At 68.7% G+C, this 17,127-nt stretch carries 15 protein-coding genes; 2 read left to right on the forward strand and 13 right to left on the reverse strand.

Features of this window, described 5'->3' with window-relative positions:
• Window positions 1-161: 161 nt before the first annotated feature.
• The 3 genes from ACE3T5_RS17640 to ACE3T5_RS17650 are packed head-to-tail and all read right to left on the reverse strand — an operon-like array spanning window position 162 to window position 4,502.
• Entirely contained in the window at window positions 162-1,229 is a 1,068-nt protein-coding gene (locus ACE3T5_RS17640; RefSeq protein ID WP_374669413.1) for an ABC transporter ATP-binding protein, read from the reverse strand.
• The gene (locus ACE3T5_RS17645) at window positions 1,226-3,451 is read right to left on the reverse strand and encodes an ABC transporter permease (RefSeq protein ID WP_374669414.1); all 2,226 of its coding nucleotides are present in this window, start codon (window positions 3,449-3,451) and stop codon (window positions 1,226-1,228) included. Before ACE3T5_RS17645 ends, ACE3T5_RS17640 begins: the two co-directional genes overlap by 4 nt.
• A 34-nt stretch (window positions 3,452-3,485) precedes the next feature.
• Entirely contained in the window at window positions 3,486-4,502 is a 1,017-nt protein-coding gene (locus tag ACE3T5_RS17650) for an ABC transporter substrate-binding protein (RefSeq protein WP_374669415.1), read from the reverse strand.
• A 173-nt stretch (window positions 4,503-4,675) separates the two neighbouring features.
• Here ACE3T5_RS17650 and zwf point away from each other — a divergent pair, with 173 nt between their 5' ends.
• Together zwf and ACE3T5_RS17660 are read left to right on the forward strand one after the other, a co-directional pair.
• Window positions 4,676-6,130 carry a glucose-6-phosphate dehydrogenase gene (zwf, locus tag ACE3T5_RS17655; RefSeq protein ID WP_374669416.1) on the forward strand — a complete coding sequence of 485 codons (1,455 nt, stop codon included), beginning with the start codon at window positions 4,676-4,678 and terminating at the stop codon, window positions 6,128-6,130.
• Window positions 6,130-6,975, forward strand: coding sequence for a MurR/RpiR family transcriptional regulator (locus ACE3T5_RS17660; protein ID WP_374669417.1), 846 nt, complete (start codon window positions 6,130-6,132; stop codon window positions 6,973-6,975). The genes zwf and ACE3T5_RS17660 overlap by 1 nt, the downstream gene beginning before the upstream one ends.
• A gap of 5 nt (window positions 6,976-6,980) precedes the next feature.
• On the opposite strand, the gene ACE3T5_RS17665 is transcribed toward ACE3T5_RS17660, so the two are convergent.
• From ACE3T5_RS17665 to ACE3T5_RS17710, 10 genes are all read right to left on the reverse strand, one after another.
• Window positions 6,981-7,373, reverse strand: a complete 393-nt coding sequence (locus ACE3T5_RS17665) for a hypothetical protein (RefSeq protein ID WP_374669418.1) — start codon at window positions 7,371-7,373, stop codon at window positions 6,981-6,983.
• A 23-nt stretch (window positions 7,374-7,396) separates the two neighbouring features.
• Window positions 7,397-8,437, reverse strand: a complete 1,041-nt coding sequence (locus ACE3T5_RS17670; protein WP_374669419.1) for an ABC transporter ATP-binding protein — start codon at window positions 8,435-8,437, stop codon at window positions 7,397-7,399.
• Window positions 8,434-9,411 carry an ABC transporter ATP-binding protein gene (locus ACE3T5_RS17675; protein WP_374669420.1) on the reverse strand — a complete coding sequence of 326 codons (978 nt, stop codon included), beginning with the start codon at window positions 9,409-9,411 and terminating at the stop codon, window positions 8,434-8,436. The genes ACE3T5_RS17670 and ACE3T5_RS17675 overlap by 4 nt, the downstream gene beginning before the upstream one ends.
• A complete protein-coding gene (locus ACE3T5_RS17680) occupies window positions 9,408-10,319 on the reverse strand; it encodes an ABC transporter permease (protein ID WP_374669421.1) in 912 nt (303 codons plus the stop codon). The genes ACE3T5_RS17675 and ACE3T5_RS17680 overlap by 4 nt, the downstream gene beginning before the upstream one ends.
• A gap of 59 nt (window positions 10,320-10,378) precedes the next feature.
• On the reverse strand, window positions 10,379-11,953 hold the full coding sequence (locus tag ACE3T5_RS17685) for an ABC transporter substrate-binding protein (protein ID WP_374669422.1): 1,575 nt from the start codon (window positions 11,951-11,953) through the stop codon (window positions 10,379-10,381).
• A gap of 47 nt (window positions 11,954-12,000) precedes the next feature.
• The gene (locus ACE3T5_RS17690) at window positions 12,001-13,227 is read right to left on the reverse strand and encodes a M20 aminoacylase family protein (protein ID WP_374669423.1); all 1,227 of its coding nucleotides are present in this window, start codon (window positions 13,225-13,227) and stop codon (window positions 12,001-12,003) included.
• Window positions 13,227-14,207, reverse strand: coding sequence for an ABC transporter permease (locus ACE3T5_RS17695; RefSeq protein WP_374669424.1), 981 nt, complete (start codon window positions 14,205-14,207; stop codon window positions 13,227-13,229). The genes ACE3T5_RS17690 and ACE3T5_RS17695 overlap by 1 nt, the downstream gene beginning before the upstream one ends.
• Window positions 14,208-14,365: 158 nt before the next feature.
• Complete coding sequence (locus tag ACE3T5_RS17700) at window positions 14,366-15,946, reverse strand: ABC transporter substrate-binding protein (protein ID WP_374669425.1); 1,581 nt, start codon at window positions 15,944-15,946, stop codon at window positions 14,366-14,368.
• Window positions 15,947-16,059: 113 nt separating this feature from the next.
• Window positions 16,060-16,731 (reverse strand): DUF3047 domain-containing protein, encoded by a 672-nt coding sequence (locus tag ACE3T5_RS17705; protein WP_374669426.1) that lies wholly within the window; start codon window positions 16,729-16,731, stop codon window positions 16,060-16,062.
• A 212-nt stretch (window positions 16,732-16,943) separates the two neighbouring features.
• The coding region (locus tag ACE3T5_RS17710) for a porin (RefSeq protein ID WP_374669427.1) at window positions 16,944-17,127 on the reverse strand (184 nt) is incomplete at its 5' end.

Here is a 17,127-nt window from a genome sequence, read left to right on the forward strand (position 1 = left end):
GGGCCTGCTACCCGGCGCACCGACGCCTACCGGGACGGGACTTTCACCCGTTGGAGTGGCGCAGCAAGCCAAGGTCGGTCCTCCCCCCGCGGGGATCAGTCCTTCCTCAACGTCACGACGCACCATGAGCCGGATTATCGGGCGGCCCGCGCCGCGGCCGTTCAGTCGGCCTGCACCACCGACACGCCGTGCGCGCCCAGCGCCAGGCCGGCGTCGGCCCCCAGGGCCAGCGGTCGGCCGACGTCGGCCGAGACCACGAACACCGGGCCCAGCTCGGTCTCGAAGGTGTATTCCCAGCAGTTGCCGAGGTACGAGCGCTTCTGTAGCCGCGCCGCGAGGCCGGCACCGGGCGGGCCGACCTGCCAGGCCTCGGGCCGCACGGCCACCTTCACGCGGCCCGCGGGCACGGCGCGGCGCGGCTGGATGCGCAGCGGGCCGAGCTGCACGCTGCCTGCGGCGTCGGATTCCGCGGCGAACAGCATCGCCTCGCCCATGAAGCCGGCCACGAAGGCGCTGGCCGGCGTCTCGTACAGCTCCTGCGGCGTGCCGCGCTGCGCGATCAGGCCCTGGTCCATCACGATGATGTGGTCGCTCACGGCGAGAGCCTCGCTCTGGTCGTGGGTGACGTACGCCACGGTGAGGCCCAGGCGCTGCTGCAGGGCGCGGATCTCCTCGCGCATCTCGCGGCGCAGCCGCGCGTCCAGATTGGACAGCGGCTCGTCGAACAGCAGCACCGCCGGCTCCAGCACCAGGGCGCGGGCCAGGGCCACGCGCTGCTGCTGGCCGCCGGACAGCTCGCTCGGCAGGCGCTGGTCGAAACCCACCAGGCCCACGCCCCGCAGCGCCTCGGCGGCGCGCTCGCGGGCTCGCTCGCGCGTCTCGCCGGACATGCGCAGGCCGTAGCCCACGTTGTCGGCCACGTTCAGGTGCGGGAACAGCGCGTAGCTCTGGAACATCATGCTCACGTTGCGCTGGGCCGGGCCCAGGTGCGTCACGTCCTGCCCGGCGATCCACAGGCGGCCGCTGGTGGGCGACTCCAGGCCCGCGATCATGCGCAGCGTGGTCGTCTTGCCGCAGCCCGACGGCCCGAGGATGGTGGTGAGCGTGCCGCGCGGCACCTCGAAGCTGATGCCGCGCACGGCCAGCGGCGCCGACGGATCATCGCCGTAGCGCTTGGTGATGTCCTGCAGGACGATGCCGGCCTGCGCGGCCGCGGGATCTGCGCTCATGCGGGGGCTCCAGGGGGAGTGGCGCCAGTGGCGCCGGCGCGGCGGCGGCCCAGCCGGCGTTCGCCCACCAGCCACTGGATCAGCGCGGTGGCGACGCTCATCAGCAGGATGAGCACGGTGCAGTACGCCAGCGCGACGCCGTAGTCGCCGTTGCCGACGCGGCCGATGATGTAGGTGGTGGCCAGCTCGTTCTCGGCCGTCACCAGGAAGATGACTGCGCTCACGGTGGTGATGGCGCGCACGAAGCTGTACACCAGCGCGGCCACCAGCGCCGGCTTGAGCAGCGGCAGCACCACGTGGCGCAGCGTCTGCACGCTGGAGGCCCGCAGCATGAGCGAGGCCTCGTCGAGCGAGGCGTCGAGCTGCTTGAAGGCCGCCGTGCCGGCGCGCACGCCCACCGGCAGGTTGCGGAACAGGAAGCACAGCACGATGATGAGACCGGTGCCGGTGAGCTCCACCGGCGGCACGTTGAAGGCCAGGATGTAGCTCACGCCCAGCACCGTGCCGGGAATCGCGAAGGCGAGCAGCGCCGCGAACTCGAAGGCGCCCTGCCCGCGGAACTGCGTGCGGGCCAGCAGCCACGCGATCAGCAGGCCGAGGGTGGCCGTCATGGGCGCGGAGATCGCGGCCAGCTTGATGGTGGTGAAAAACGAGTTCCACGCCGTGCCGGCCCACACCAGCCCGAACTCGCCCCACTCCAGCGCAAAGGCGGTGCGGAAGTGCGCCAGCGTCAAGGTGTAGTCGCGGCCCCAGGTCTGCACGAAGCCGCCGGCGAACGCGAACAGGTAGACCAGCAGGGTGAAGGCCATCCAGGGCAGCGCGATGCCGTGCACCAGCCGGCGGATCGAGGCCGGCAGCGGCATGGGCACGCCCGCGTCGCCCTTGCCCGAGACGGTGGTGAAGCTCTGCCTGCGCAGCAGCCAGCGCTGCAGCGCGAACACCCCCAGCGCGAACAGCGTGAGCAGCCACGCGAGCGAGGCGGCACGCCCCTGGTCGTACTGCGCGCCGACGATGGCGAAGAAGATCTCGGTGGACAGCACCGAGAACTGCCCGCCCACCACGATGGGGTTGCCGAAGTCGGCCATGCTCTCGATGAAGCCGACCAGGAAGGCATTGGCGAGGCCCGGCTTGAGCAGGGGCAGCGTGACCGTCATGAAGGTCTGGCGCGGGCTCGCGCGCAGCGTCTGCGCCGCTTCTTCCAGGCTGGGCGCGATGCCCTGCACGACCCCGCGCATGATCATGAAGGCGATGGGCGTGAAGGCAAAGGTCTGCGCCACCCACACGCCGAACCAGCCATAGAACCAGCGCGTGGGCGTGATGCCAAAGCCCCACTCCAGCAGCTGGTTGACGATGCCGGCGCGGCCGAACAGCAGGATCAGGCCCAGGCCCACCACGAAGGGCGGCGTGATGATGGGCAGCATCGCCACCACGTTGAGCGCGCCGCCCATGCGCCGTGAGGAGCGTTCGGCCATCAGCGCCATCAGCGTGCCCAGCAGCGTGGTACTGGCCGCCGTCATCAGGCCCAGGAACAGCGTGTTCCAGGCGACGCCGCAGCGCGGACCGCCGGTCAGGCAGCCGAGGCCAAAGTTGCGTTCACCGGCCACGCGCTCCCACAGCAGCGTGGGCGCGAAGCCGCCGTCCTCGGTGAGAAAGGCGGCCCCCAGCGCCTTGAGCACGGGGAACACGATGAACAGCGCCAGCAAGGTGCCGCAGCCCACCACCGCGGCGGAGACGAACAGGTCACCACGGAAGAAGCCCCAGCGCGCCAGGCCGAAGGCGCCCAGCACCACCAGCGAGGCCAGCACGACGAAGCCACCCCAGCCGATGCCGGGCTGGCCGATCGCCAGCGGGCTGGCGGCGGCCTGCAGGAACTCGAACGACCAGCCACGTGCGCCGATGGCAAAGCCGCTCGCGGCCAGGCCGCCCACGCCCAGCGCGGCCCCGGCGAGCAGCAGCATCGCCTGGCGTCGCCCCGGCCCCTGCAGCGTGCCCACGGCGGCCAGCGCCAGGCCCAGCACGCCGGCCAGCAGCCAGGCACGGCCATGCACCAGGGCCTGCACCAGCCCGTTGGCGGTGACGGGATCGCCGAAGACCCCTGCCACGCGGGTGAGGCCGTTGGCATCCTGGATGGCGTACCAGGGCAGCGCCAGGTAGCCCAGCGCGCCCACGGCGAGCCAGGCCCACAGGGGCGCGTCGGGGCGCGAGCGCGCAGGCGTGCTCATTGCGGCAAGACCCGCATCCAGCGGCGACCCGCCTTCACTTGCCCTGGTTCAGGACTTCCTTCTCCCACTTGGCGATGAGCCGGCGGCGCTCGGCGCTGGCGCCGTACTTCGCGTAGTCGTAGTTGATCAGCTTGATCTTGGCCGGATCGGTCATGCGCGGATCCTTCGGCACCTTGGTGTTGCTGGGCAGCTGGAACTGCTTGGCCGCCAAGCCGAACTGCTGGCCGCCAGGGGTGAGCGCCCATTCATAGAACTTCTTCGCGGCCTCGGTGTTGGGGCCGCCCTTGACGATGCTCATGGAGCCGACCTCGGCGCCGGTGCCCTCGGCGGGCGTGGCGGAGCCGACCGGAAAGCCGTTCACGGCCTCGGTGGTCACGTCGTGCACGAAGCTGATGGAGACCGTGGTCTCGCCGCGCGCCGCCGCCTTCACCGGCGCCGTGCCCGAGCGGGTGTAGGCGCTGATGTTCGGATGCAGCTTCTTCATGTAGTCGAAGGCCTTGTCCTCGCCCATCAGCTGTACCAGCGTGGCGATCATGGTGTAGGCCGTGCCGCTGGAGGCGGGGTTGGCCATCTGCACCTCGCCCTTGAGCTCGGGCTTGAGCAGATCCGCCCAGCTCGCCGGGGCGTTCACCTTCTTCTTGGCGAGCAGCTCCTTGTTGAAGCCGAAGCCCAGCGGGCCGAGGTAGACACCCACCGTGCGGTACTTGGAGTCCGCCGCCTGCTTCTGCGCCCAGGGGTGCAGGTCCTTGATCTGCTCGGACTTGTATTCCAGCGTCAGGCCCTGCTCCGCGGCCTGGAGATGCGGGTCCCCGGTGCCACCGAACCAGATGTCCGTCTTGGGATTGGCCTTCTCGGCATTGAGCTGGGCGAGCGCCTCGCCCGAGCCCTTGGAGGTGATGTTGACCTTGGTGCCGGTCGTGCGCGAGTACACGGTGGCCATCAGGTTGCACCACTCGGCCTGCACGGAGCAGATGATGTTGACCTGGCCCTGGGCCGCGGCGGTGCCACAGGATGCGGCGAACGCGAGCGCCAGCCAGTGGGGGGTACGCATGGGGATCTCCTCGAAGCGGGTGGTAACGCAATTACTCCGGCAGCTTAGCGAAGCCGACTGCCGATGACGGCTGGGGTAAACACCAGCCATTGGACAGTCGTCAGCCTGGAACAGCCTTGACGCATCGCAATGGAACTAAGTTACATTGCGGCGATGAAGCATCGGACGGCCGCATGAGTTTCGACCTGGTCCTGTTCGGCGGCACCGGGGACCTGGCCTGGCGCAAGCTGATGCCGGCGCTGTTCCAGGCCTTCCGGCACGGCACGCTGCCGGCAGGCGGGCGCATCATCGGCGTGGCGCGCGAGGCGCTGGACGACGCGTCATACCGGGCGCTGATCCGCCAGCGCTTCGACGACGTGGAACATGCCAAGCGGCCGACGGCCGACGACTTCGAGCGCTTCGCCGAGCTGCTGCACTACCAGCGCATGGACCTGTCGGCCCCGGCGGACTATGCCGGGCTGGCCACGCGCCTGCGGGAACGCCAGGCCGATTGCGTGGTGATGTACCTGGCCACCGCGCCCGGCCTGTTCACCACCGTATGCGAGCAGATCGCCGCGGCCGGCCTGAACGAGGCCCGCACACGACTGGTGCTGGAAAAGCCGCTGGGCCATGATCTCGCGTCGAACCGCAGCATCAACCAGGCGGTGCGGCGCGTGCTCGACGAGCGCCAGATCTTCCGCATCGACCACTACCTGGGCAAGCCCTCGGTGCAGAACCTGTTCGCGCTGCGGTTCGGCAATGCGCTGTTCGAGCCGCTGTGGCGGCGTGAGCATGTGGCCAACATCCAGATCACCATCGCGGAAGAACTCGGTGTGGAGCGCCGCGGCGGCTTCTACGAGGGCACGGGCGCGCTGCGCGACATGGTGCAGAACCACGCGCTGCAGCTGCTGTGCGCGGTGGCGATGGAGCCACCGATCAATGCCCATGCCGACGCCATCCGCGACGAGAAGCTGAAGGTGCTGCGGGCCCTGAAGCCATGGACGCCCGCCCTGCTGGACACCCATGCGGTGCGCGGCCAGTACACCGCGGGCAGCGTGCAGGGCACGCCGGTGCGCGGCTACCGCGAGGAGGACGGCGTGGACCCGGCGAGCCGCACCGAGACCTTCGTCGCCCTGCGCGCCGAGGTCGCCAGCTGGCGCTGGGCCGGCGTGCCGTTCTACATCCGCACCGGCAAGCGCCTGCCCGCGCGCGATGCCCACATCGTGGTGAACTTCCGCGAGGCGCCGCACCCGATCTTCCAGACGCCGGCCGGCGCCTGCAACCGGCTGGTGATCCACCTGCAGCCGCGCGACGGCCTGGAGCTGCACCTGCTGGCGCAGGCCCACGAGAACCGCGCCGCCGCCCAGGCGCTGGCGCCCGCGCAGCTGGACCTGGACTTCGACAAGCGCTTCGGCGCCGAACGCGTGGGCGCCTACGAGCGACTGCTGCTCGACGTGATCGACGGCCGTCTCAACCTGTTCGTGCGCGCGGACGAACAGGAGGAGGCCTGGCGCTGGGTGGAGCCGCTTCTCGCGCACTGGCGGCAGGACACGCGTGGTCCGCGCCCCTATGCCGCTGGCACCTGGGGGCCCAGTGCGTCCAGCGCCCTGGTGGCGCGCGACGGCGCCTGCTGGGCGGAGGAGAGCTGATGCTGGAGCGCATCAAGGCCTCGCTGCCCTCGCTCGCACCGGCAGAGCAGCGGGTCGGCCGCCTGGTGCTGAACGATCCGCGCGCGTTCGCGTCGCTGCCAGTGACCGAGCTGGCGGAGCGCGCGCACGTGAGCAAGCCGACCGTGGTGCGCTTCTGCCGCAGCATGGGCTATGACGGCCTGTCCGACTTCAAGCTCAAGCTGGCCGGCAGCGTGAGCGAAGGCGTGCCCTTCATCCATCGCAGCGTGGACGCCGACGACAAGACCGCCGACGTGCTGGTGAAGGTGATCGACAACACGGTGGCCGCCTTCCTGAAGTACCGCAACGATGCCTCGGCCGGCGCCATCGAGCGGGCCGCCGAGGCGCTGGCCGCGACCCACCGCAGCGGCCGGCGCATCGAGTTCTACGGGGTGGGCAATTCCGGCATCGTGGCGCAGGACGCGCAGCACAAGTTCTTTCGCCTGGGCCTGAACACCATCGCCTACAGCGACGGCCACATGCAGGTGATGAGCGCCACCCTGCTCGGGCCGGGTGATTGCGTGGTGGTGATCTCCAACTCGGGTCGCACCCGCGACCTGATGGATGCCAGCGAGATCGCGCGGCGCAATGGCGCCACCATCATCGTCATTACCGCGACTGGCTCGCCGCTGGCGGCCGGTGCACACATCCACCTGGCCGCCGATCACCCGGAAGGCTACGACCGCTACAGCCCCATGGTGTCGCGGCTGCTGCACCTGGTGATCGTGGATGTGCTGGCCACGGTGGTGGCGCTGCGCATTGGCGGCGAGCTGCAACCGCTGCTGCGCGAGATGAAGAACAACCTGCGCAGCAAGCGCTATGCGTAGCGCGCTCAGTCCCCCACGACGCGCAGCACCTCCACGCTGATGCTCTTGTCCGGGTTCAGCACATAGGTGGTGCCGCCGCGCTTCACCACGGTGAAGCAGCGCTCCTGGCCCGCGCGGATGCGCTGCCAGGTGGCGCAATAGCCGGTCTCGGTGGGGCGCCAGGTGCCGGTGTCATTCATGCTCGTCATCGACAGCTGCGTGGTGCCGTCCGCGCGCATGTGGAAGTCGAGCAGGCCCGATGTGGGTGAGCGCGCGAAGATCTTCTTGCCGACCCAGAGACGGCGGACCTCTTCGCCAGACACTGTCTGCTCGGCGTCCTGTGCCTGCGCGACCGGCGCCGAGGCGACGACAGCAGCCGCCAGGCAGAGGCGGATGAGCGTGGGGTTGAAGGTCATCATGGCGTTTCCTCGTTCGTGGGGGCTCAGACCCGCCCCTCTTCCACCGCGTGGCAGGCGATGCGCACGCCGGCGATGGTCTTGAGCTCGGGGCGTTCGCTGCGGCAGCGGTCGTTGGCATGCGGGCAGCGCGGGTTGAACGCGCAGCCCGTGGGCGGGTTCAGCGGATTGGGCACTTCGCCCTGCACCGGGGTGCGGGCGCGGCCGGTGTCGTGCATCTTCGGGATCGCGTCCAGCAGCATCCGCGTGTACGGATGGCGCGGCGCGCTGAACAGCACCTGCTTGTCGGCCAGCTCCACCAACCGGCCCAGGTACATCACGCCGACCTGGTCGCTCACGTGCCGCACCACGGCCAGATTGTGGGAGATGAACAGGTAGGTCAGGCCCTGCTGGCGCTGCAGGTCCTTCATGATGTTGAGCACCTGCGCCTGCACGCTCACGTCGAGCGCGGAGGTCGGCTCGTCGCAGACCAGGAACTCGGGCTGCGTGGCCAGTGCGCGCGCGATCGAGATGCGCTGGCGCTGGCCGCCGGAGAACTGGTGCGGGTACTTCACCATGTCCAGCGGCGACAGGCCCACGGACTTGAGCAGCTCGCCCACGCGGTCCTTCAGCGCAGCGGCCTCGGTGAGGAGGCCGTGCTCCTTGAGCGGCTCGGCGATGATGTCCTCCACCTTCCAGCGCGGGTTCAGGCTGGCATAGGGATCCTGGAAGATCATCTGGATGCGGCGGCGCAGCTTGCGGCCCTCGGGCGTGCGGAAGGCTGCGTTGGCATCCTGCCCGTCGAAGACCATGTTGCCGCGCGTGGGCTCGTACAGGCCCACGAGCAGGCGGGCGACGGTGGACTTGCCGCAGCCCGACTCGCCCACCAGAGCCAGCGTGCGGCCCTTGCGGATCTCGAAGCTCACGCCATCGACCGCGTGCAGCAGTTGCCGCGGCTTGCCCTCCAGCACCCGGTTGAGCCAGGGCGCGGAGACGTCGAAGGTCTTGGCGAGGTCACGCGCCTGCACCAGGGGCGTACCGGTGTCGGCAGCGGCGTTCGCGGCGGAAGGGGTGATCACGGCGCTCATCCGGGCATCTCCGCGTTGGCATCGTGCAGCCAGCAGGCGGCGCGGGTGGCGCCGGCGGCCAGCAGGTCAGGCCGCTCGCGGGTGCAGCGGTCGAAGGCGCGCGGGCAGCGCGGGTTGTAGGCGCAGCCGGGCGGAATGGCGTTCAGCCGGGGCATGGCACCGTCGATCTGGTTGAGCCGCTCACGGTCGCTCTCCATGTCGGGGATCGAGGCCATCAGGCCCATGGTGTAGGGGTGCGCCGGCTGGTTGATGACCTCGTGCACCGGCCCGATCTCGGCAATGCGCCCGGCATACATCACGGCCACGCGGTCACAGGTCTCGGCGATCACGCCCATGTCGTGGGTGATCAGCATGACGGCGGCGCCGCGGTCCTTGCAGACGCGCTTGAGCAGCTGGATGATCTGCGCCTGGATCGACACGTCGAGCGCGGTCGTGGGCTCGTCGGCGACGATCAGCTTGGGCTCCGCCGCGAGGGCCAGCGCGATCACCACGCGCTGGCGCATGCCGCCGGAGAACTGGTGCGGATAGTGGTCGATGCGCTCGGCGGCCGCGGGAATGCCGGTGTCCTCCAGCAGGCTGATGGCGCGCCGGCGGGCCTCGTCGGGCGTCACCGGCAGGTGCGTGAGGATGGTCTCGGTGAGCTGCCGGCCGATCGTGTAGAGCGGATTGAGCGAGGTCAGCGGGTCCTGGAAGATGGCGCCGATGCGGCGGCCGCGGATGTGCCGCATCTGCTCGTACGGCAGGTTGTCGATGCGCTGGCCTTCCAGCACGATCTGCCCGCCGGCGACGCGGCCGGGCGGCTCGAGCAGGCCGATGATGGCGGCGCCGGTGAGGCTCTTGCCGGCACCGGACTCGCCCACCACGCCCAGCACTTCGCCAGGCGCGATGTCGAAGGAGATGTCGTCCAGCGCCCGCAGCGTGCCGCGGCGGGTGGGGAACTCGACGACGAGGTTCTGGACCGAGAGGAGGCTCATCGCAGTCGGGGGTTCAGTGCGTCGCGCAGCCAGTCACCCAGCAGGTTCACCGACAGGGCGATCAGGATCAGCATGAGGCCGGGGAAGATGGTGATCCACCACTCGCCGGAGAACAGGTAGTCGTTGCCCACGCGGATGAGCGTGCCCAGCGACGGCGAGGTGGGCGGCACGCCGACGCCCAGGAAGGACAGCGTGGCCTCGGTGATGATGGCGGTGGCGACGTGGATGGTGGCCAGCACCAGCACCGGGCCCAGCACGTTGGGCAGCACATGGTGGACCATGATGCGGATCGGCGCCACGCCGGTCACGCGCGCGGCCTGCACGTATTCCTTGTTGCGCTCCACCATGGTGGAGCCGCGCACCGTGCGGGCGTACTGCACCCAGCCGGTGAGCGTGATGGACACGATCAGCACGCCGAACGCCACGGTGTCATGCGCGTTGGGGAACATCGCGCGGCCGACGCCGGCGATGAGCAGCGCCACCAGGATGGGCGGGAAGCTCAGCATCACGTCGCACAGGCGCATCAGGAAGCCGTCGATCCAGCCGCCCTTGAAGCCGGCGAGCAGGCCCAGGCCCACGCCGATGACCATGGACAGCACCACGGAGATCATGCCGACGACGAGCGAGATGCGGGCGCCGTACATCAGCGCCGACAGGATGTCGCGGCCCTGGTCGTCGGTACCCAGCACGTACTTCATGGATCCGCCCTGCATCCACGCGGGCGGCAGGCGCGCGTCGGACAGCACCAGGGTGGTGAGGTCGAAGGGGTTGTGCGGCGCCACGAAGCCCGCGAACGCGGCGCAGAACGCGCACACGAAGGCGATGGCCGCGGCCAGCATGGCCATGGGCGACGTGCGGAAGCTGTACCCGACATCGCTGTCGAGCCAGCGTGAGATGGCTTGTTTCATGGGAGAGGAGGCAACGCCGCGGGGCCGGGCCCCGCGGCGGGATCAGAAGGGCCGACCGGTCACTTCTTGACGCTGATCCACTTGAACGGCATGAAGTTGTCCGGCAGCTGGACGAGCTCCACGTTCTTGGCCAGGCCCCAGGCCAGGCCCTGCTGGTGCAGCGGCAAGTGGCCGATGTCCTGCGAATGCAGGTCGAAGGCTTCCTTGATCATCGCGGTGCGCTTGGCCTTGTCGGTCTCGGACTGGATCGCCTTGGTGAGCTGGTCCACCTTCGGGTTGCAGTAGCTGCCCAGGTTGAACTGGCCGGCGCCCTTGTCGTCCGGGCAGGACATCAGCGCGTTCAGCGCGTTGTGCGCGTCATAGGTGCCGGGGGTCCAGCCCAGCAGGTAGAAGCTGGTGTCGCGGCGCAGGATCTTGGGGAAGTAGGTGCCCTTGGTCTCGGCGGCGAGGTTGATCTTCACGCCCACGCGCGAGAGGTTGGCGGCCACGGCCTGGCAGATCCGCGCGTCGTTGACGTAGCGGTCGTTCGGGCAGTTCATGGTGACCTCGAAGCCGTTCGGGTAGCCGGCTTCGGCCAGCAGCTTCTTGGAGGCCTCGGGGTCGAACGGCAGACGCTTGTTCTGGTCGGCGTTGAAGCCGTTGATGCCGGGGCCGACCATCAGCGCGGTCGGGCGCGAGGCGCCGCGCATCACCGTCTTCTGGATGCCCTCGATGTCGATGGCCTGGTAGAAGGCCTGGCGCACGCGCTTGTCCTTGAAGGGGTTCTTGCCCTTCACACTGGAGTACAGCAGTTCGTCGCGCTTCTGGTCGAGACCCAGGAAGATGGTGCGCAGCTCGGGGCCGGCCAGCACCTTGGCGTTGGCGGAGCCGTTGACCTTGTCGATGTCCTGCACGGGCACCGGCTCCATCACGTCGATCTCGCCGGACAGCAGGGCCGCGACGCGGGTGGCGTCGTTGCCGATCGGCGTGAATACCACCTCCTGCACGTTGCTCTCGACCTTGCCCCAGTAGTTGCCGTTGCGCACGAAGGTCGTGCGCACATTGGGCTGACGCTCGCGCAGGCGGAACGGGCCGGTGCCGTTGGCGCGGAAGGAGGCGGCGTTCTCCACGCCCTTGCGACGATCCACCGGGCGCGTGGCCTGGTTCGTCTCGCACCACTTCTTGCTCATGATGTAGACCAGCGAGATCACGTCCGGCAGGATGGGGAAGGGCGACTTGGTCTCGATCTCGACCGTGTGGTCGTTGATCTTGCGCACTTCCTTCAGGTCGTTCGTGTAGCTCTTCATGTCGGAGCCGTCGACCTGGGTGCGCTGGAAGGAGAACACCACGTCATCGGCGTTGAACGGCGTGCCGTCATGGAACTGCACGCCCTTGCGCAGCTCGAAGCGCCACACCGTGGGCGACATCTGCTTCCAGGAGGTGGCCAGCGCGGGGGCGAGGCTCAGGTCCTTGTTGCGGCCGACCAGCGCCTCATACACGTTGCCGGTCACCGACAGCTGCAGCGACTCGTTCAGCGAGTGCGGGTCCATCGACAGCGCGTCGCCCTGGTTGGCGATGCGCACGGTCTGCGCCTGCGCCCCGGCGGAGGCGGCGGCCAGCACCGCGGCGGCGATCAGATGGGTCTTGAAGGTCATGATGGAACTCCTTGTCGAAGGGTGGCCGTGTGAAATCGGAAAGGGACTCAGTGCCGTGCAACCGGCAGCGCCTGTTCGACCAGGCTGGCATGCAATGCCGCGCCCAGGGGCAGGATGTCGTCGTTGAAGTCGTAGCGGCTGTTGTGCAGCATGCAGCTGCCTTCGCCGCCCTGACCGATGCGCAGGTAGGCGCCGGGCCGCACCTGGAGCATGAAGGAGAAGTCTTCGGCGCCCATGCTGGGCTCCATGTCGCGCACCACGTGCTCGGCGCCCACCAGCGACTGGGCGACCTCGGCGGCGAAGTCCGCCTCGCGCGCGGTGTTGATGGTGGCCGGGTAGATGCGCTCGTAGTGCACCGCGGCGGTGGCACCGAAGCCCAGGGCCACGCCGCTGCACAACTCGTTGAGGCGGCGTTCCACCAGATCCTGCACCTCGGGACGGAAGGTGCGCACGGTGCCGACCAGCGTGGCCTTGCCCGGCATGACGCTCATGGCGTGCAGGTCGCCGGCCTGCATGGCGCACAGAGAGACCACCGCGCTGTCCAGCGGCTTCACGTTGCGCGAAGCGATGGATTGCACGGCGGTGATGATGTGGGCCGCCACCAGCACCGGATCCACGCCCAGGTAGGCGTGCGCGCCGTGGCCGCCCTTGCCGGTGATCTCGATCGTGATGCGGTCCGCCGCGGCCATCATCGGGCCGGGGATCACGCCAATGCGCCCCGGCCGCAGCCCGGGCCAGTTGTGCATGGCGTACACCGATTCGACCGGGAAGCGGTCGAACAGGCCATCGTCGATCATGGCCTTGGCGCCGGCAAAGCCCTCTTCGCCCGGCTGGAAGATGAGGACGGCGGTGCCGTCGAACTGGCGCGTCTCGGCCAGGTAGCGCGCGGCGCCGATCAGCATGGCGGTGTGCCCGTCATGGCCGCAGCCGTGCATGAGACCCGGCTTCGCGCTGCGCCAGGGAAACTCGTTGTGCTCCGTCATCGGCAGGGCGTCCATGTCGGCGCGCAGCCCGATGGCACGGTCCGACACGCCACCGCGGCCCCGGATGATGCCCACCACGCCAGTCTTGCCGATGCCGGCGTGCACCTCGTCCACGCCGCACAGGCGCAAGGCCTCCTGCACGCGCGCGGCGGTGTACACCTCCTCGAAGCCGATCTCGGGGTGGGCATGCAGGTCACGCCGCAGCGCGGTGAGCTCCGGGTGGAAGCGTGCGATGTGGTCGAACGCGCGCCCGTGGGCCAGCGGGCGCAGCGAGGCGGCCGCCTGGAGCATCAATGCCCCCCGGCCGTGCCCACGCGCAGGCGCGGATCGACGGCAAAGTACAGCAGGTCGACGATCAGGTTGATCACGACGAAGATCAGGGCGATCAGGCACAGGTACGCGGCCATCACCGGGATGTCGGCAAAGGTCACGGCCTGGATGAACAGCAGGCCCATGCCCGGCCACTGGAAGACCGTCTCGGTGATGATGGCGAACGCGATCAGGCCACCGAGCTGCAGGCCGGTGATCGTCATCACCGGCACCAGCGTGTTCTTCAGCGCGTGGCCGAAATGGATGGCGCGGTTGGACAAGCCCCGGGCACGCGCGAACTTGATGTAGTCGGTGCGCAGCACCTCCAGCATCTCGGCGCGCACGAGTCGCATGATCAGCGTGAGCTGGAAGATCGCCAGCGTGAGCGCCGGCAGGGTGATGTGGTGCCAGCCCTTGGGCGTCATCAGGCCCGAGGTCCACCAGCCGATCTTCACCACCTCGCCGCGACCGAAGCTGGGGAACCAGCCCAGGGAGACGGCGAAGACGAGGATCAGCAGGATGCCGATCAGGAAGGTGGGCAGCGACACGCCCAGCAGCGACAGCGTCATGAACAGCTGGCTCATGAAGGTGCCGCGGCGCAGGGCGGCGTAGACGCCCATGGGGATGCCGATCAGCAGCGCCAGGCCGGCGGCGACCAGCGCGAGCTCCAGCGTGGCGGGGAAACGCTCGGCGATCAGGCGCGACACCTTGGCGCCCTGGCGCAGGCTGAGACCGAACTCGCCCTGCACCGCATTGGCCAGGAAGTGCCAGAACTGCACGAAGAAGGGCTTGTCGAGGCCGAGGTCGGCGCGCAGCTCGCGGATCTGCTCCGGCGTAGCATCCTGGCCGAGCAGGAACACCACCGGATCACCGACGTACTGGAACAGGAGGAACGCGATGAAGGCGACCGTGACCATCACGACCACGGCCTGGATCACGCGACGCAGGATGAATGCAAACATGAGGAAGCGGTGAGGGCAATCGATGCTAGCAGAGCAATCGGCGTGCCGACACGGGGGTTTCCTTTAGGTTTAAAGAAACGACCACCCCGGCCGCGTGCGGCCGCGGGTGGTCGGGCGGGCGGGGGCGCGAGGCCCCTCGCCCTGGCTGGCGGACCGACTCAGTTGACCTTGATCAGGCGCCAGTCGAGGCGGTTGTCGGCGCGGTGCACCACGTCCACCGACTTCTTCATCGCCCAGGGGATGATCTGGTTGTGCAGCGGGATGTGCGAGACCTGGTCGTTGCTGATCTGCAGGCCTTCGGTGAGCAGGCGGTTGCGCACCGGCAGGTCGGTCTCGACCTTGATGCGGTCGACGACGTAGTCCATGCGCTGGTTGCTGAAGCGGCCCACGTTGTAGTTGCCGTCACCGCCCGTGCCCACGGTGCGCGTGAGCGACTGCAGGCTGTACAGCGCGTCGAAGGTCGGCACGCCCCAGCCCAGCATGTAGATGCTGGCCTCGTAGCGCTGGATCATCGGGAAGTAGGTCACCAGCGGCTGGGTGCGCAGCTTGGCGCGCACGCCCACCTTGGCCCACATCGCGGTGACGGCCTGGCAGATTTCCTCGTCGTTGATGTAGCGGTTGTTCGGGCAGGCGAAGTCGACCTCGAAGCCCTGCGGATAGCCGGCCTCGGCCAGCAGCTTCTTCGCACCCTCAGGGTCGAACGGCATGCGCTTGTGCAGCGATTCCGTCCAGCCGGCCACCTGCGGCGCCACCAGCGTGCCGGTGGGCTGCGACAGGCCGCGCATGGTGACGCGGTGCAGGCTGTCACTGTCGATCGCCTGGTACAGCGCCTTGCGCACGCGCACGTCCTTCAGCGGGTTCTTGCCCTTCACGTTGGAGCCCGGCAGCTCGTCACGGAACTGGTCCATGCCGAAGAAGATGGTGCGGTTCTCCACGCCGTCGATGACCTTGAGGTTGGCGTTGTTGCGCAGGCGGGGCAGATCCTGCGGGCTGGGATCGAGCACGAAGTCGACCTCGCCGGACAGCAGGGCCGCGATGCGCGTGGCCTCGGCCTTGATCGGGGTGTAGATGATCTCGGTGACGTTGCTGTCGTTCTTGCCCCAGTAGTTGGGGTTCTTGACCAGCACCAGCCGCTGGTCCGGCTGCCATTCCTTCACCATGTACTGGCCCGTGCCCATCGCGTTGCGGTGCGCGAAGGTCTCGTCCTTGGTGCGGATATCCTTGGGCTCGGTGGACTTGTTCTTCTCGGCCCAGGCCTTGCTCATGATGCGCAGCTCGGTGAGCTGGTTCAGCAGCACCGGGTTCGGGCCCTTCATGATGAAGTCCACCGTGTTGTCGTTGACCTTCACGACACGGTCGATGCCCTGCGTGTAGACCGCGTAGTTCGAGGTCTTGCTCATCGCGCGCATGATGGAGAAGACCACGTCGTCGGCGGTGAAGGGCGAGCCATCGCTGAACTTCACGCCCTGACGCAGCGTGAAGCGGATCTGCGTGGGCGTGATCTCGCGCCAGGCGGTGGCCAGCTGGGGCTCGGGCTTGAAGGTCTGGCTGTTGTAGTAGACCAGGGAGTCGTACACGGCGGCATGCACGCCGTTGCCCAGTGCGTTGTTCTGCGAATGGATGTCCAGCGTCGGGATGTCGCTGGCGCTGGTCCACTTGAACGGCTTGGCCGACACGGCCGGCGCGGCTGCGAGCGCCGCGATGGTGGCGGCCGACAGCAGGGCGATCTTGAATTTCATCCGGGAATCCCTCGTGAGGTTTGGAAAGAACGCAGACTATGCAGCAGCCGTGCCAGCAGCGTCAAAAGGGGTTTCCCAGGATCCGCGGAAGCAGGCGCCCGCGGCAGCGCCTCTCAGGGGCTTTCGCCCTTCGTGACAAGGCGTACAGGCCCATACCAGGCGCGGCCTTGCGAGCGCGTGTTGTCGCTGTCGCTCATGATCGCAATCCCTACAAGTCGTCCGGGCTTTTCGCCGAAGGCGCGCTCGAAGTCGGCCTGGATGTCGCGCTCGTAGTCGCGCCAGCGCCCCAGTTCGCCGGGGCCGGACTCCACCACCAGCTTGCGGATGCGATCGGTGCGCGGGTTGTGGATCACGCTGTCCACCGGCCGGCGGTTGCACCACACGTACATCAGGGTCGCGTAGGGGAGTTCTTCACCCGTGAGCGCGCGGGCCAGTTCGGACATGGCGAGGTCGCGCGCGCTCAGGCGCGAGCGGTCGCCATCGAACGCCAGGATGACACGTACCGGCGCGTCGTCCTTGCTGCGCACCGCCATGTCGGCCTCTTCGATCAGCGAGGCCACCTTCCACGAGAACTGCAGACGCGCCAGTCGCTCGCCCGGCACCTCGACGGGCATGCGCACCAGGCTGGCCGAAGCCTCGGAACGCGCGGACAGGGCGTCACGCCCGTCGATGCGGACATAGCTGAATCGGGTGGGCACCTTGCCTGGCAGCGCGTGGTGCGCCCATTGGGATGGCGGCAGCCCCGCGGTCAGACGAGAGGCCTGCGCCCAGGGCGACTGCCCCAAGTCGGCTGATGCCGATGGTTCGGAGACCCCTGCGGGCGGAACAGCACAGCCCGCCAGCAGCCCGGCGGCGAGGGCAAGCGCTGCGGCGCGCGGAGCGCGAAAGGCTCGGAGGCGAAAGGACATGCGGGCGACACCAGGACGTGAAAAAGCCGCCCGAGGGCGGCTTTCCCATTTCTTGCTCTCGGCACCGGCCACGAGGGCCGGATTCAAGATCAGAAGCTGTGGCGGACGCCGATGTCGAAGCCGCTGGAAGAGGCGTTCGCGGCGGTCGTGGCACCGTTCAGAGCGGCGGCGGCACCGTTGCTGTTGCGGACGCGAGCGTACGTGGTGTACACGGCGGTGCGCTTGGACAGGTTGTGCACGTAGCCCAGAGCGATCTTGCGGCTCTTGGGGTCG

The organism is Ramlibacter sp. (assembly GCF_041916345.1).
GTDB lineage: Bacteria > Pseudomonadota > Gammaproteobacteria > Burkholderiales > Burkholderiaceae_C > Ramlibacter.